Origin of the sequence: Streptomyces sp. BK208 (assembly GCF_004364245.1) — a bacterium.
In the GTDB taxonomy this organism is placed as follows: domain Bacteria; phylum Actinomycetota; class Actinomycetes; order Streptomycetales; family Streptomycetaceae; genus Streptomyces.
Genome location: NZ_SOAV01000001.1, coordinates 147792 through 163045, shown reverse-complemented (window position 1 = coordinate 163045; position 15254 = coordinate 147792). Strand labels below are relative to the sequence as shown.

The window sequence follows — 15254 nt, the reverse complement described above, 5'->3', positions numbered from 1 at the left end:
GGCGTCATGCCTTGATCAGTCCGGCGCCGTGCAGGGCGTCGGCCGCGACGGCTACGGTGTCGAACGGCAGCCCGGAGCGCTGGGCGACGTCCAGCAGGCTGTGCTCGCCGTCGGAGAGGCTGAGCACCCACAGCATGGCCATCTGGGCCTGCTGCGCGTCGCTGCGCCCGCCGAGCGATTCGTACAGCCCACGCCTGCCCAACTGCGGTTCCCCGTACGGGCTGAGGTTGACGTACCGCCGGTTGCGGTCCAGGAGCCCGAACGCCTCGCGGCAGACGGCGAGGGTGTCCGCCATCGCCGCCGGGGAGACGAGGTCCAGGTCGTCCGCCGAGGTGTGGTACTCGGGGTAGCCCGCGTAGGGGGTCCGGGTGAGCGAACCCACACCGAGGTCGAACCCGGGCGAGCAGTACTGGCGCTCGTCGTAGCCGTACGGCGTGAACTCGGCTACGCGGTGCGGACGTTCGGAGGCGGTGAGCACATGCCGCAGCACCCGGTCGATCTCCGCGTCACCGCGCCGGCTCTGCTTGTACGTCAGCTGCCCCGGGTCGCCCGCGCAGGCCAGCACCAGACCGTGCTTGACCCGCTCCACCCGCTCCCGGTTGCGGGCCAGCCAGGTGATCGCCCCGATGGTGCCGGGCGCGAAGACGAACCGGTAGGTGTAGTACGGCTGCCGCTCCGCCAGCGCCCTGGCCAGGAACACCGCCACCGCGACACCGGCCATGTTGTCGTTGGCCAGCGACGGGTGGCAGACGTGGCAGGAGACGAGCACCTCGTCGGTGACCTGCCCGGGGACCACGTGCTCGGCGTAGGTGAGATGCCCGTCGGCCAGCGTGGAGTCGACGCGGACCTCGTAGTCGCCCTCGGGAAGCGCGTCCAGGGTCTCCTGGGCCAGGCAGAAACCCCACCGGGGCTGGTAGTAGCTGGTGCGGTACGGCACCAGGGACGGCTGTTCCGGCAGGGTGTGCAGGTGCGGGCGCAGCTCCGCCAGCGGCATGGTCGCCGACACCGGCACGCTGTAGCCGAGCACATGGAGGTTCGACGCGGCGAAGTCGACGACCCGGCGGCCGGACGCGTCGGCGACGTACGCGTCCCGGATGTTCCACTCCTGCGGCACCGTCCAGTCCAGGACCTGCGTCCCGGTCGGCACCTCGTGCACGTGCAGAGGGATGTACTCGTCGACGATCCGCAGGGTCGCGCGCACACCGTCGCCCGTGATGCTCCGGCACAGCGGGTACAGCCGCTCCACCAGCGCGTACATCTCCTCCCCGGGCTCGGTCATCGGCGCCACCGCAGGGTGTCGTCGACGGCACCGGTCCCGGAGGCCTCGCGCAGCACGGCCAGCCGGGTGAAGCGGCGCTCGAAGTCCTCCCGGGTCAGCCCGTGCTTCCGGTAGGCGTCGGCGAGTTCCAGGGCGCCCTGCTTCACCGTCCACTCGCAGTCGAAGCCGGGGAGCGCCGTGCGGAACCGGGAGAAGTCCACCCGGTAGGAGCGCGGATCGGCTCCGGTCTCCCCGGTGATCACCACCTTCGAGCCGGACACCGCCGCGGCGACCTCCTCGGCGATCTCGGCGACCGTGACGTTGTTGACCTCGCTGCCGATGTTGAACGCCCGGTCGTGCACCGCCTCGCGCGGCGCCTCCAGAGCCGCCGTGAAGGCCCGGGCGATGTCGGCCGCGTGCACCAGCGGCCGCCAGGGGGTGCCGTCGGAGAGCACCAGGACCTCGCCGGACAGCAGCGCGTGACCCACCAGGTTGTTCAGCACGATGTCGGCGCGCAGCCGGGGCGAGTACCCGAACGCGGTGGCGTTGCGCATGTACACCGGGCTGAAGTCGCCGTCGGACAGCGCGTGCAGGTCGTCCTCCACCCGCACCTTGGACTCCGCGTACGGCGTCACCGGCCGCAGCGGCGCGTCCTCGGTCACCAGTTCGCCGCCGCCCGCGGCGCCGTAGACCGAGCACGTGGACGCGTACAGGAAGCGCTGCACGCCCGCGTCGCGGGCCAGCCGGGCGAGCCGTACGGAGGCGTGGTGGTTGATGTCGTAGGTCAGCTCCGGCGCCAGCGAGCCCAGCGGGTCGTTGGAGAGCGCGGCCAGGTGGATCACCGCGTCCACCCCGGCCACGTGCTCGGCCGTCACGTCGCGCAGGTCCACCCGCTGCCCCGGCGGGTCGTCGGGCGCCGGTCCCAGGACGCAGTCGGCGAACAGGCCGGCGTCGAGGCCGACGACCTCGTGTCCGGCGGCCTCGAGGACCGGGGCCATCACGGTGCCCAGGTAGCCCTGGTGTCCGGTGAGCAGTACGCGCAAGGTTCAACCCCCCAGGTTGAGAGTGAGTTTGGCGACGTCGAACGCCTCGGCGTAGCGGGCGTGGCATTCGATGCCGCGGATCCGGGCGAGGCCGAGGAAGGCCTCCCGGTCGTACCAGGGCCGGTGCCGCTGCGAGGGGTAGTGCTCCTGCAGCAGCCGCACCTTCTCCTCGGCGACCTCCGGCGTCAACGGCTGGTACGCCGACGGGCGGCCGAGGTCGCCGTCCCACTTGACGATCTCGTAACGGAGCACGAGGTGGTCCCGGAACGCCGTGGTCATGAGCTTCGCCAGGCCGCGGTGGTCCTGGTGGGCGTCGTCGGTGCGCGGGGACAGCACGAGGTCCGGCTCGGTCCGCTCCCGCAGCTCCTCGACCGCGGCCTTGGCCTCCTCCCAGTGCGCCGGCATGCGGCCGTCCGGCAGCTTGAGCACGGTCACCCGCAGGTCCGCGCCCGGGCAGAAGGCGGTGAGCGCGTCCCGCTCCTCCTGCTCCCGCTCGCCGCCACCGCCGGAGAGCACCAGCGCGTCGACACGCACCCCCGGCCGTGCCCGGCACACCGTCAGCAGGGTGCCTCCGGCGCCGATGGCGATGTCGTCGCAGTGCGCACCCACCGCGACGACCCGGTCCGCGGGCCCGGCACCGAGCCGGATCACGCGGACCCCACCCCGGCGTACGGCGTCGCGCCGTCCCGCTCCCACACGGCCCACGGGCGTTCCCCGCGGGTGTAGGCGGCGTCGAGCGCGGCCCGCTCCTTCACGGTGTCGGTCGGCTTCCAGAAGCCGCGGTGCTGGTGCGCCACCAGCCGCCCGCGCTTGGCCAGTTCGGTGCAGCCGTCGGCCACCAGGTCACCGCCCTCGGGGATGTGGTCGAAGACCTCCTGGCGGAGCACGAAGTAGCCGCCGTTCTCCCACAGCGGCAGGTCGCTGACCGCGGTGATGCCCCCCACCAGGCCGTCCTCGCCGAGGTCCACGCAGTGGAACGAGGACTGGGGCGGCACCACCATCATCGAGGCGCCCGCGTCGCGTCGGGCGAAGGAGTCGATCATCTCGGGCAGCGGAGCGTCGGTGAGCACGTCGGCGTAGTTGGCGAGGAACATCTCGTCGCCGTCCAGGTGGTGCCGCACCCGGCGCAGCCGCTCACCGATCGGCGACTCGATACCGGTCTGCGCGAAGGTGATCGTCCAGTCGGCTATGTCGGTGGACAGCAGCTCGGTCCGGCCGCCCCGCAGCACGAAGTCGTTGGACGTCGTCTCCTCGTAGTTGAGGAAGAACTCCTTGATGTGGTGCGCCCCGTATCCGAGGCAGAGTATGAACTCCTTGTGCCCGTAGTGCGCGTAATAGCGCATCACGTGCCAGATCAGCGGCCGCGGGCCGACCATCGCCATGGGCTTCGGCACGTCGTCGGAGGCGCCCTCGCGCATCCGCATCCCGTAACCGCCGCAGAACAGTACGACCTTCATGCTGTGACCTCTCGGGACGCGGCCTCGACGATGCTCAGTTCCGGGATGGGGAAGACCAGCCGGCCGCCCCACTCGTGCACGAAGGAGAGCTGCTCGACCAGCTCGGCCCGCAGGTTCCACGGGAGGACCAGGACGTAGTCCGGCCGGTCGGCGGCGATCCGCTCGGGGGACAGGATCGGGATGCGGGTGCCCGGGGTGAACCTGCCGTGCTTGTAGGGGTTGCGGTCGACGGTGTACGCGAGCAGGTCGGGCCGGATGCCGCAGTGGTTGAGCAGGGTGTTGCCCTTGCCCGGCGCCCCGTAGCCGACCACCGTCTCACCGCGCTCGGCCGCCTCGACCAGGAACCGCAGCAGGTCACGGCGGACCTTCGCGACCCGGGCGGAGAACTCCGTGTACCCGGACAGCTCCTGCAGCCCGGCCGCCTTCTCCCGGTCCAGCACGTCGGCCACCCGCCCGCTCGGCTCACCGGCCACCTCGGCGGGCCGGGCCCACAGCCGGATGGAACCCCCGTGCGTGGGCAGCAGCTCGACGTCCACCAGCGTCAGCCCGCCGCTCGCCAGCGCGCGGATCGCGGACGCGACCGTGTAGTACTGGAAGTGCTCGTGGTAGATCGTGTCGTACTGGTTCTCCTCGATCAGCGTCAGCAGGTGCTGCACCTCGACGGAGACCCAGCCGTCGTCGGCGACCAGGGCGCGCAGCCCCCGGGTGAAGCCGACCACGTCGGGAATGTGCGCGTACACGTTGTTGGCCACGACGAGGTCCGCGGGACCGTGCTCGGCGCGGACGCCCGCGCCGGTCTCCGGGCTCAGGAACTCCGTGAGCGTGGGCACGCCCGCCTCCCGCGCCGCCGCGCCCACGTTGACCGACGGCTCGATGCCGAGGCAGCGGATCCCGCGGTCCACCATGTGCCTCAGCAGGTACCCGTCGTTGCTCGCGACCTCGACCACGAAGGCGTCCGGGCCCAGGCCCAGCCGCTCCACGGCGCCGGCGACGAAGGTGCGCGCGTGCTCCACCCACGAGGTCGAGTAGGAGGAGAAGTACGCGTACTGCGTGAAGGTCTCCTCCGGCGTGATCAGTGCGGGAATCTGCGCCAGCCAGCAGTCGGTGCAGACCCGCAGGTGCAGCGGGTACGTCGGCTCCGGCCGGTCCAGTCGGTCCGCCGCGAGGAAGCTCTCGCACGGCGGAGTCGCTCCCAGGTCGACGACGCTCTCCATCGCCGCCGAACCGCAGAGTCGGCATCGTGTCATCTACTGCCCCCATCCCCCCTGCCCGCGGGGGTGTCCCCGCCGCGGGCCAGTGCTGACCGCACCGCGATCGCGGTGCGGTACCCCTCCTCCAGACGCTCCAGCCCGACCTCCGGGCTGAAACCCCGTTCGTAACGGCGCCGGGCCGCCAGGCCCATCCGCCGGTTCAGGTCCGGCTCGGCCGTGATCCGGCGCAGGCACGCGGCGAGCGAGGCGGCCTCGCCCGGCCGGTGCAGCAACCCGGTCCCCCCGTCCTCGACCAGCTCGACGAAGGCTCCGTGCCCGGCGGCGACGGTCGGCACCCCCGCCGCCATCGCCTCCACGACCACCAGGCCGAAGGCCTCCAGCCACGTCGAGGGAGCCACCACGGCCACCGACCGGGCGATCGCCCGGCGGCACTGCTCCGGGTCGTACAGGCCGACGTGGCGCACGTCGTCCCGGCCCGCGGCCCAGGCGGTGACCTCGTCCTCCAGCGGCCCCGCCCCGGCGATGACGAGCGGCACGCCCACACCGCCGCCCGCGGCGATCTCGTCCCACGCGGCCATCAGCAGCCGTACGCCCTTGGCCTCGGCGAGCCGGCCCAGGTAGAGCAGGTGCTCGCCGGGGCCCGAGCGGCGGACGTCCGGATCGGGCACGAAGTTGTGCTTCACCGCCAGCCGCCCGGCCGGCATGCCGGCCCGCACCAGGACCTCGCGCTGCGCCGCCGAGATGCAGAAGAACCGCTCCACCCCGGACCACCAGCGCCGCCGGTTGACCGACAGGCTGAGCGCGAGCGGCACCGTCGCCAGCCGCGAGTTCCGGTAGCAGCCGTGCCGCACGGCGGGCAGCGGCGCCGTCCCGACGCACTCGGTACACGGCCGGCCCTCGCGCTGCAGCGTGCCGGGCGGACAGATCTGCGTGTAGTTGTGCAGCGTGGCGACGGCCGGCACCCCGGCGTCGGCGCAGGCCGCGAGGACCGCGGGCGACAGCAGCGGGAAGACGTTGTGCACGTGCACCACGTCCGGCCGCTCGGCCCGCAGCCGGGCGGCCAGCTCCGAGCGGACCGCCGGGTTCCACGGCACCAGGAGCGGCACCGCGACCTTGCCCGGCAGCGACCGGCCGGCGATGTCGTCGCTGCGCCGCTCGAACACCCCGACCCGGTGACCGGCCGCGCGCAGCAGCTCGACCTCCTGGTCGACGACGTTGTTCTCGCCGCTCGGCTGCGCCGAGTTGTAGCGGTTGTGCACCACGAGGACGTGCATGATCAGGTCACCTCCGAGGTGCGGGCCCAACGCGGGACGCGGCGCCGGGGGATGTCGGGAGCCGGCGGGGGAGCGGCCGGGGGCGCCGGGGGCGCCAGCAGGGAGGCGGCCACCGCCAGGTGCAGCAGATACGGCGAGGCGTCGCCGAGGCCCGCCTCGGTGTACGACGCCAGCCCGCAGTAACCGATCAGGAAGATCGCGCAGGCCCTCGCCGGGGACGGCGGCCGCAGCAGCGCGACACCGCCCAGCACGACGAAGACCGTCGCCACCAGGGCGACGCCGATCAGGCCCTGCTCGTGGTACACAGCCAGCCAGCTGTTGTCGATCGGCAGCCCGTCGAACGACTTGTCGCCCAGCCCCAGGCCGAACACCTTCTCCCCGGTCGTCCGGGGCGCCGCCAGCAGGGCGTCCCAGACCTTGGCGCGGCCGGTGAGGTTGCTGAAGTTCTCCTCGGTCTGCCCCCGCAGGAACCACGCCCGCAGCGCCGAGGCGAACACCACCGCGGCCACCGCGGCGCACAGCACCGCCCAGGAGAAGAACCGGCGGGCGGCGGCGCTGGTCAGGGTGAGCGAGCCGATCGCGAGCGCCAGACCGACGAGCAGACCGAGCGTGGCCGTACGGGTGTGGGTCAGCAGCAGCAGCACCAGCGAGGGCACGATGACGATCGCCGCGCCGCGCCGGTCGGTGCGGCGGCTCAGCAGGAGCAGCACGGTGAGCCCGATGATCACCGCGGCGTACTGTCCGATCTGCGGCGGGGTGAGCGGCCACAGCGCGCCGACCAGCCGACCGCCGTAGAGGTCGGGCATGGCCGCACCCGGCGAGACGAGCGCCCCGGCGGCCACCGAGCACAGGACCAGGAAGTACAGCCTGATGTGATGCCGTACGAAGGTCGTGCCGCCGTCCCACCAGCGGCTGAGCAGCCACAGCGTGGCGACGAAGAGAGCCAGCCGGGCGCAGCGGAACAGCGCCCCGAACCCGGACTCCAGGTCGGCGCTGGAGATCAGGCTCGGTACCAGCAGCAGGGTGAGCAGGAGCAGGTAGGCACTGGGGCGCACCCGCAGCCGGACGTTGAGGGCGAGCGCCAGGGTGAACGCGACGGCCAGCGCGCCCATGGTGACCATCTGGATGAGCGAGCGGGGCAGCGGGACGACCGTCTCCGCCCCCGTGGAGCCGAGCGTGTTGAGTACCAGCAGCCCCCAGGCCGTGCCGACCAGCTTCGGTGAACGGTCCGCGTCCATCTCAACCACCCCTACCCGCACGGAAGGTGCTGCCCGAGTCCTGCCGGTAGGGCGCGCCCCGCCACCCCCGGGAGTCGAGGACCCGGCCGGGGTCGTGGACGACGAACCGCCACGGCCCCACGTAGACGTTGTCGTGCCAGCGGTTGTGCTGCCGGAGGGTGACGGCCTCGGCCACCCGCTCGCCCTGGTACGGGGACCAGTCCGGATAAGTGCCGTAGTTGGCGAGCAGCGCCATGCGGTCGCAGTTCGCCGTGCACTCGACGGCGGTCCTGTCCAGGACGAAGCGGTTGTGGTGGATGTCCACCCGCTGGGTCTTCCACCGGCAGTCGGCGTACAGGGGTGCCTCGGCGATCGCCGGGCGCACGCAGCGATCGACGTCGTTCACCAGCAGGGTGCAGTCGCCGGACGAGGTGTTGGCGGGGCTGTTGCAGAACCGGTCGGCGTTCTCCCACAGGGTGATCCCGGACCAGTTGTCCTCCAGCACGTTGCGGTAGATCTCGATCTCGTCCGTGCGGGCCGCGATCCGCGGCTCGCCGCCGGACTCGGAGATGTAGACGGTGGCGAACGGGAAGGTGTCGCCGCCCTCGGTGTTCTCACGGCCCTCGACCCAGTTGTTGCGCCGGATCGTGTTCTCGCGGACGACCGCGTTGTAGCTGGTCTCGTAGATCAGCGCGGCACCCTGGTTGTCCTCCAGCACGTTGTGCTCGATCAGGAAGTCGTTGTTGTTGGTGTCCGCCCACAACCCCGTCCCGCGGTTGTGGTGCACCCAGTTGCCCCGGACGTCGGCGCCCTGGACCGCCCAGAACTTGACGCCTCCGGTGCAGCCGCAGCCCGGCCGCTTCCGCTCCCAGTCGCCGGTGTTGTTGTCCACGATCTCGTTGCCCTCGAGCACCAGGCCGCCGATGACGCCGTCGCCCTTGTAGGCGTTGATGCCGTACTGCCCGTTGCCGCGCAGGCAACTGGCGCGGACCCGCTGCCGGTCGCCGGCCATGAGCCCCGCGCCGGAGTTGTACTGGATCGTGGCGTGCTCGATCAGCCATCCGTCGGCCGAGTCGTGGTTGACCACGCCCTCGTCGTGCGGCGCGGCGAAGCCCTGCACGGTGAGATGGCCGAGGTTGACGTCGGGTGCCTTCCCGCCGAAGGCGTACTGGTTGGTCTTCTGCCCGTCGAGCACCGCGCCCGGCGCCCCGACGTACCGGTTGCCCGCCTTGGGGACGACCTGGGAGTAGCGGTCGGACGCGAGCCGGTGCCTGCCCGGGCGGAGCCAGAACGTGGTGTGCGCGGGGCTGGTCCGGGTCTTGGCGGCCAGGTCACCGACGACGTCCGGATCGACCGTCACCGCTCCCTCGGGCGCCTCGGCCGGCCCGGCCGCGGGCTTCGCGCACACCCGGGCCGCGGCCGGCGCACCGGAGGGGGAGGGGGAGGCGGACGGTTTCGGCGCCGGATCGTCCGGCGTGCCGGCGCAGCCGGTCGCCAGCAGCGCCAGCCCCAGTGCCGACGGCGTCGCGGCCGACAGCACCCGGCCCCGCCACGTGTTCCCCATGAGTCCCCCCTTCCTGTTCCTGGTTCCTGTGCCTAGCCGTGAAACCCGAGCACGGTGGTGAACCCCCGTGCGCCGTCGGTGAAGCCGGAGCCGACCAGCGTGGTGGCGGGCTCCTTGCGCCCGAAGCCCGGCGAGTACCAGCCCAGCGGCGGGTCGGTCTCCCCGCGATGCGCGCGCCAGGACAGCTCGCCCGGCAGGTCGAGCACCGCCGAGCGCTCCTCGCCGTCCCGGCTCCAGGTGAGCACGGCGCGGCTGCCCGCTAGGTCGGCGGTGATCGCCGGGCCGAGGTGGAACGCCAGGCGCACGGCCCGGCGCGGGCCGCGCACCTCGTCCACCACCCGCAGCTCACGGCTCGCCGCGGTCAGCTCCACCCGGCGGCGGTGCACGGACGGGCCGTACCCGTCGTGCTCGGCGCACCAGCGCGACACCCCATCCTCGGCCGCCGCCACGGCCAGGACGCGACTGCGGGCGTGCCGGGTCCACAGGAACGGACCGCCGGAGCCCGACTGGTCGGCGCCGTCCAGCTCCAGGGTGTTGTGGCCGAGCGTCGACCGGAAGTACCGCCGCCACTCGGGCTGCCCGTGGTAGCAGAACGTCCCCGGGTCGGCGAGCACCTCGACGCCGTCGTGCCGCACCTCCACGGACAGCGCGTCGGCGTGGGCGTGCGCGGCGATGGACAGGAAGCCGTGCGGACCGCCGTCGCAGCGGCACCAGATGCCCGAAGGACCGCGCAGGACGGTGAGCCCGGCATCCGCGAAATGGGCCGGCCTGCGCGCCGGGCGGGTCACGGCCGGCGCGTCGCCCTGTTTCGCGTACGGCAGGATCAGCGCGGCCAGCAGCCCGGTGCGCACGTCGGTGCCGGACACCTCGGGCCACCAGGGAAGCGATCCGAACACGGCGTCGCCGGTGGCCAGCAGCGAGGCCCAGCGGTCGGTGCCCGCCCCGTCCACGACCAGGCCGTGTCCGTCGTCCGCGTCTCCCTGGCGCGGCGGCCGCAGCCGGTCGTCCACCACGGCGGCGAGCGCGTCGGTCATCCGCAGCAGCACCAGCCGGACCGTCGCGGGCACCGGCACACCGGCAGCGTCCGCCTCCGCCAGCGCGGCCAGGCCGAGTTCCAGCACCAGCCCGTGGTACTCGGTGGCCAGCTCGCGGTTGAGGCCGGAGGGGAACGTGTTGCCGCGCAGATGCCGCTCCAGCGAGCGCAGCGCGTCGTCCCGCCAGCGCGCGGAGGAGGGGAACCACCCGAAGGCGCAGGCCGCGGCGAACTGCCCGGCGGCCTCGGCGACGACGTGGTTGTTGGCCGACGACCCCCGGCTGGGGAAGGCGGCCAGCCACCGCTGATGGTGCCAGATCTGCCGCAGCGCCACCGGGTTGTCCTCGAACAGGGCGGGCGCGCCCGGCCAGCCGTCGAGCAGCCGGCGGATCCACACCCAGGACAGCAGCCGGATGCCCAGCTCGATGCCGCTGACCCAGTGCACCCCGCGCAGCGGCGCGTTCGACGCCCACCAGGACCGCAGGTGCTCGGCCACCCGCTCGGCGTACCGCTCGTCCCCGGTGACCGCGTAGGCGGCGGCCAGCACGGTGAGGTACTGGTGCCGCGACGGCTCCCAGATCTGCTTGATGTCCCCGGCCGTGTCCTCGTCGCGGTACGGCACGTCGAAGGCGTAGCCCCCCGGCGCGCGGCGCCCGGTCTTCGGGTCGTACCACCAGTCGGGCTCGGCCAGGTCGTCGCGGAGCACACCGAAGTACTCGACGCTCCCGGCCATCAGCCGGTCCGCCTGGGCGACGAGGCGCTCGGCGGCGTCCGGCGGCACCGCGGCGATCGTCCCGGGGGGCAGTACCGCGGTGAACCGGGCGCCGGTCACGCGCGGGGCGACCGGCTGTGCCGAACGCCATCGCCGCCTGCGCACCGCGTCGCCCACCCGGCCGCCGACCTCTCGCGGCCCCATGCGGGACAGCCGCCGCAGGTACCAGCCCGCGCTCAGGGTCATCGCGCCTCCGCCAGGGTCACCGGAGTGCCGGCGGCCAGCGAGGCCCGCACCGCCAGGGTGGCCGCCGTGGTGGCGACCAGGGAGCGGAGCGGCACCGGCATCGGCCCGCCGGTCCGCACCGCCCTGACGAACGCCGCGAGCTCCGCCGACTGACCCTTGTCCCGGGCCTTGGGCAGCCGTGAACTGACCCACCTCTTGCGGCCGTCGTAGACCGAGGTACGGACGAAGTCGTCGAGCTGCAGCACCTTGCCGTCCGCGACCAGGTCCAGGGTCTCCTTGGGGAAGCCGGACGCGCCGGTGGTGACGTAGCTGATGGTGGCGGTGGACCCGTCCGGATAACCCAGCACGACCTGAAGGTCCTCGTTGCCCGACGCGGCGAGCGCGTACACCGAGACCGGGTCGGCGCCGATCAGGCGGCTCGCCGTGTCGATGAAGTGCCCGCCCTCGCCCGCGAACCGCGAGCCCTCCGTGTCCTGCCGCAGGTACCAGCTGCCGTGGTCGAGCCGGCCCGCGTTGACCAGGTAGCGCAGGCTCGCCGGCCCGGAGCGGGCGCCGAACCGCTGCCCGGCCTGTTGCAGCAGGGGGGCGAACCGGCGGTTGAAGCCCACCTGCAGCCGGTCGTTGCCCGACTCCTCCACCGCCGCGAGCACCCCGGCCAGCTCGTCCCCGGTGAGCGCCAGCGGCTTCTCCACGAACACGGCCTTGCCGGCCAGCAGCGCCTTCCGGGTCAGTTCGGCGTGCGAGCTGTGCCGGGTGACCACGAACACCGCGTCGACGGACGCGTCGCCGAGCACCGCGTCGAGGTCGGTCGTCGCCGTCGCGAACCCGAACTTCCGCTGCGCGTTGGCCGCGGACAGCGCCGTCGTGGTGACGACCGTCGACAGCTCGACCCCGTCGCGCTGTGCCAGATGGGGCAGCAGCATCGAGCCGGCGTAGTTCCCCGCGCCGACGAACGCCAGGCGCACCGGCGTCCGCGCTCCCCTGACCGGGCTCCGCTTCCCGGTCACGGGGGCGGGCACGGCGGGCACGGTCACCACCGGGGCCTCGGCCGGAGCCTGCCCCTCGGCGTCCTGCCCGGGGTACCGGAACAGCACGGCCACGGCCTTCAGCTCGCCGTCCTCGAGACGCCGGTACGTCTCGACGGCGTCGTCGAATGCGGCCGTGTGCGAGATCAGGGGCTCCACGTCGACGCGGCCGCGGGCGGCGAGATCGAGGAAGCACGCCAGGTTGCGCCGCTCGGTCCAGCGCACGTAGCCGATCGGGTAGTCCCGCCCCTCCAGCTCGTACTCCGGGTCGTAGCGCCCGGGGCCGTAGGAGCGGGAGAACCGGACGTCGAGCTCCTTCTCGTAGTACGCGTTCCACGGCAGGTCCAGGCGGCACTTGCCGATGTCGACGACCCGCCCGCGGTCCCGGCACAGCCGCGCGGCCAGCTCGACGGGCTGGTTGCTGCCCCCGCCGGCGGCCAGGTACACCTGGTCCACGCCGTGGCCGCCGGTGAGTTCGGCGACGGCGCCCGCCACGGCCGGCGACGCGGGATCGCCGCAGGCCGCCGCGCCCAGCCGCTCGGCCAGCTCGCAGCGCGCGGGGTCGGGATCGGCTCCGACGACCCGGACGCCCGAGGCGGTGAGCAGCTGCACCACCAGCTGCCCGATCAGCCCGAGCCCGACGACCAGTGCCACCTCGCCGAGCCGCGACTCGCCCTGGCGGACGCCCTGCAGCGCGATCGAGCCGACGGTGCCGAAGGCCGCGTGCCGCGGCGCGAGGCCGTCCGGCACCGGCGCGTAGAGGTTCTTCGGCACCCAGTTCAGCTCGGCGTGCAACGCGTGCTCGTTGCCGGCGCAGGCCACGAGGTCGCCGGCCTTCACGTCGTCGATCCCGGTGCCGACCTGCTCGACCACCCCGCACAGCGAGTAGCCGAGCGGTGTGTAGGAGTCCAGCTTGCCCATCACCTTGCGGTAGGTGGCGGGCACCCCGTTGGTGGCCACGCTCTGCACGACCTTGGCCACCTGGTCCGGCCGGGAACGGGCCTTGCCCAGCATCGACATGCCGGCCTCGGACACCTTCATCAGCTCGGTGCCGGTGGAGATCAGCGAATAGGAGGTCCGCACCAGCACACCGCCCGGCTTGCAGCCCGGCACCGGCACGTCGAGCAGCGCCAGCTCGCCGCTCTTGTAGTTCTGCACGACCTGTTTCACTCGAAGTCCTCTTGTCCGTGTGCCGGTTGTCTGTGTGCCCGTCGTCTCTGCGCCGGTCGTCCCTGTGCCGCTCGTCCGGGCGCGGGGGCCGCGCGCCCGGCGCGTCCTACACCGCCGACGGGGAGCTCTGGCCGACTCCCGAGGTCGCGCCGCGGTACCAGTACTCGAGGGTCAGCACGTGCCACAGGTGCTTGGAGAAGTCCCGCTGCCCGGCGGTGTCCTCGGCGACCAGGCGCCGCAGCGCGTCGCGGCGCAGGAACCCGGAACGGACCAGTTCGCCGTCGTTGACCACCTCGCGCACCAGCGGCGCCAGGTCCCGGCTCATCCAGGCCCGCAGCGGCGCGCTGAACAGGCCCTTGGGCCGGTACACGATCTCCCGGGGCAGCACCGAGGTGGCCGCCTCCTTGAGGGCGGCCTTGCCCTGCCGTCCGACGATCTTGCGGTCACCGGGCACGGCGAACGCCGCCCTCACCACCTCGACGTCCACGAACGGCACCCGCACCTCGGTCGACGCGGCCATGCTGGAGCGGTCCGTGTAGGCGAGGTTGAGGCCCGGCAGGAACATCCGGGCGTCCCCCAGGCACATGCGGTTCACGAAGTCGTCGAGCTCGTTGTCCTCGTAGACGTCCGCGTGCTCCGTCAGCACGTCCTCGACCGTGCCCGCCAGGTCCGGGTCGATCAGGCCGAGCAGCTCCTCCCGGTCGTACATGGTGTAGCTGCGCCGGAACGCGGTCTCCTCCGGCAGGTCCGCGAAGGAGAGGAACCGCTTGGCGAAGCGCACCGAGCGCAGTCCCCGGCGCCTCGTCGCGACCGGCAGCCGGTCCACGGCCGCGGACACGCCGCGCCGCACCGGCCGCGGGACGCGCTGGTAGCGCAGCGCCAGCAGATTGGCCAGGTGCTTGCGGTACCCGGCGAACAGCTCGTCCGCGCCCATCCCCGAGAGCATCACCTTGACCCCGGCCTCCCTGGCGGCCGAGCAGATCAGGAACGTGTTGATCGCGGCCGGGTCGCCGATCGGCTCGTCCAGGTGGTACGTCATCCGGGGCAGCAGGTCCAGCACGTCGGGGGCGATCTCGATCTCGTGCAGGTCGACGCCGAACCGGGCGGCCACCTGCCGGGCGTAGCGCAGGTCGTCCGGCATCGCCTCGAACCTGGCGTCCTCGGCGCGGAACCCGATCGTGTAGGCGGAGATCCCCGGCCGGTGGCGGGCCGCCAGCGCGGTCAGGTAGCTGGAGTCAAGCCCGCCGGAGAGGAAGGTCGCCACGGGCACGTCGGAGAGCAGGTGGTGCCGGGTCGACTCCTCGACGACGGCGCCGAGGTCCGGCAGCTCACCGCTGCGGGCCCGCTCCGCACCCTCGGCGGCGACGTCCTTCAGGTTCCAGTACCGGCCGCGCTCCACCCGTCCGTCGGGCCGGCAGCGCAGCCAGCTCCCCGGCGGCAGCTTCTCCGCCTCGCGGAAGGCGCACCGCGAGTCCGGCACCCAGTAGTACAGCAGCGAGGCGACCAGCGCCGCGTGGTCCACCTCCAGCTTCCCGCCGGTCACCGCGGCGAGCGCCTTGAGCTCGGAGGCGAACACCAGGCCCCCGCCGCGCCGGAGCAGGAACAGGGGCTTGATGCCGAGCTGGTCGCGGGCGAGCACCAGTTCACCGGTGCGCTCGTCGAAGACCGCGAACGCGAACATGCCGCGCAGCCGCGCCAGGCAGTCCGTGCCCCACCGGCGCCAGGCCTCCAGCACCACCTCCGTGTCCGAGGTACCGCGAAAGCGCACCCCGGTGGACTCCAGCTCGCCGCGCAGTTCGGGCGCGTTGTACAGCTCGCCGTTGTACGTGAGGGCGAGCCCGTCCGACACCATGGGCTGGGCGCCGGTCCCGGACAGGTCGACGATGGCCAGCCGGCGGTGGCCGAGCTGCACCTCGCCGTCACCGGCGGCGTGGCTGTAGCGTCCCGCCCCGTCCGGCCCGCGGTGGGCGAGGACATCGGTGAGCCGGTCGGTCACGGCCTTTCCGTCCGGCCAGTGGTACGTGCCTGCGATGCCGCACATGTG

Annotated in this window: 11 protein-coding genes; all 11 read right to left on the bottom strand. The window is 73.0% G+C overall.

All coding sequences use genetic code 11. The features are described from left to right. Positions 1 to 4 precede the first annotated feature (4 nt). The 11 genes from EV562_RS00785 to asnB all read right to left on the bottom strand — a co-directional run bounded on the left by EV562_RS00785 (position 5) and on the right by asnB (position 15251). The gene (locus EV562_RS00785; RefSeq protein ID WP_133884659.1) at positions 5 to 1279 is read right to left on the bottom strand and encodes a DUF4910 domain-containing protein; all 1275 of its coding nucleotides are present in this window, start codon (positions 1277 to 1279) and stop codon (positions 5 to 7) included. After that, complete coding sequence (locus tag EV562_RS00780; protein WP_133884658.1) at positions 1276 to 2301, bottom strand: SDR family oxidoreductase; 1026 nt, start codon at positions 2299 to 2301, stop codon at positions 1276 to 1278. Before EV562_RS00780 ends, EV562_RS00785 begins: the two co-directional genes overlap by 4 nt. Before the next feature lie 3 nt (positions 2302 to 2304). After that, positions 2305 to 2952 carry a PIG-L family deacetylase gene (locus tag EV562_RS00775; protein WP_133884657.1) on the bottom strand — a complete coding sequence of 216 codons (648 nt, stop codon included), beginning with the start codon at positions 2950 to 2952 and terminating at the stop codon, positions 2305 to 2307. Further along, on the bottom strand, positions 2949 to 3758 hold the full coding sequence (locus EV562_RS00770) for a glucose-1-phosphate cytidylyltransferase (protein ID WP_133884656.1): 810 nt from the start codon (positions 3756 to 3758) through the stop codon (positions 2949 to 2951). Before EV562_RS00770 ends, EV562_RS00775 begins: the two co-directional genes overlap by 4 nt. Further along, entirely contained in the window at positions 3755 to 5005 is a 1251-nt protein-coding gene (locus tag EV562_RS00765) for a class I SAM-dependent methyltransferase (protein WP_133884655.1), read from the bottom strand. The genes EV562_RS00770 and EV562_RS00765 overlap by 4 nt, the downstream gene beginning before the upstream one ends. Continuing rightward, the gene (locus tag EV562_RS00760) at positions 5002 to 6243 is read right to left on the bottom strand and encodes a glycosyltransferase (RefSeq protein WP_133884654.1); all 1242 of its coding nucleotides are present in this window, start codon (positions 6241 to 6243) and stop codon (positions 5002 to 5004) included. The genes EV562_RS00765 and EV562_RS00760 overlap by 4 nt, the downstream gene beginning before the upstream one ends. Before the next feature lie 2 nt (positions 6244 to 6245). Then, a complete protein-coding gene (locus EV562_RS00755) occupies positions 6246 to 7481 on the bottom strand; it encodes an O-antigen ligase domain-containing protein (protein WP_133884653.1) in 1236 nt (411 codons plus the stop codon). Between the two features lies 1 nt (position 7482). Next, positions 7483 to 9024 (bottom strand): right-handed parallel beta-helix repeat-containing protein, encoded by a 1542-nt coding sequence (locus tag EV562_RS00750; RefSeq protein ID WP_133884652.1) that lies wholly within the window; start codon positions 9022 to 9024, stop codon positions 7483 to 7485. Between the two features lie 32 nt (positions 9025 to 9056). After that, positions 9057 to 11015 carry an alginate lyase family protein gene (locus tag EV562_RS00745; protein WP_133884651.1) on the bottom strand — a complete coding sequence of 653 codons (1959 nt, stop codon included), beginning with the start codon at positions 11013 to 11015 and terminating at the stop codon, positions 9057 to 9059. Next, a complete protein-coding gene (locus tag EV562_RS00740) occupies positions 11012 to 13210 on the bottom strand; it encodes a bi-domain-containing oxidoreductase (RefSeq protein WP_208298262.1) in 2199 nt (732 codons plus the stop codon). Before EV562_RS00740 ends, EV562_RS00745 begins: the two co-directional genes overlap by 4 nt. Before the next feature lie 106 nt (positions 13211 to 13316). After that, on the bottom strand, positions 13317 to 15251 hold the full coding sequence (asnB, locus tag EV562_RS00735) for an asparagine synthase (glutamine-hydrolyzing) (protein WP_133884650.1): 1935 nt from the start codon (positions 15249 to 15251) through the stop codon (positions 13317 to 13319). Between the last annotated feature and the right edge of the window lie 3 nt (positions 15252 to 15254).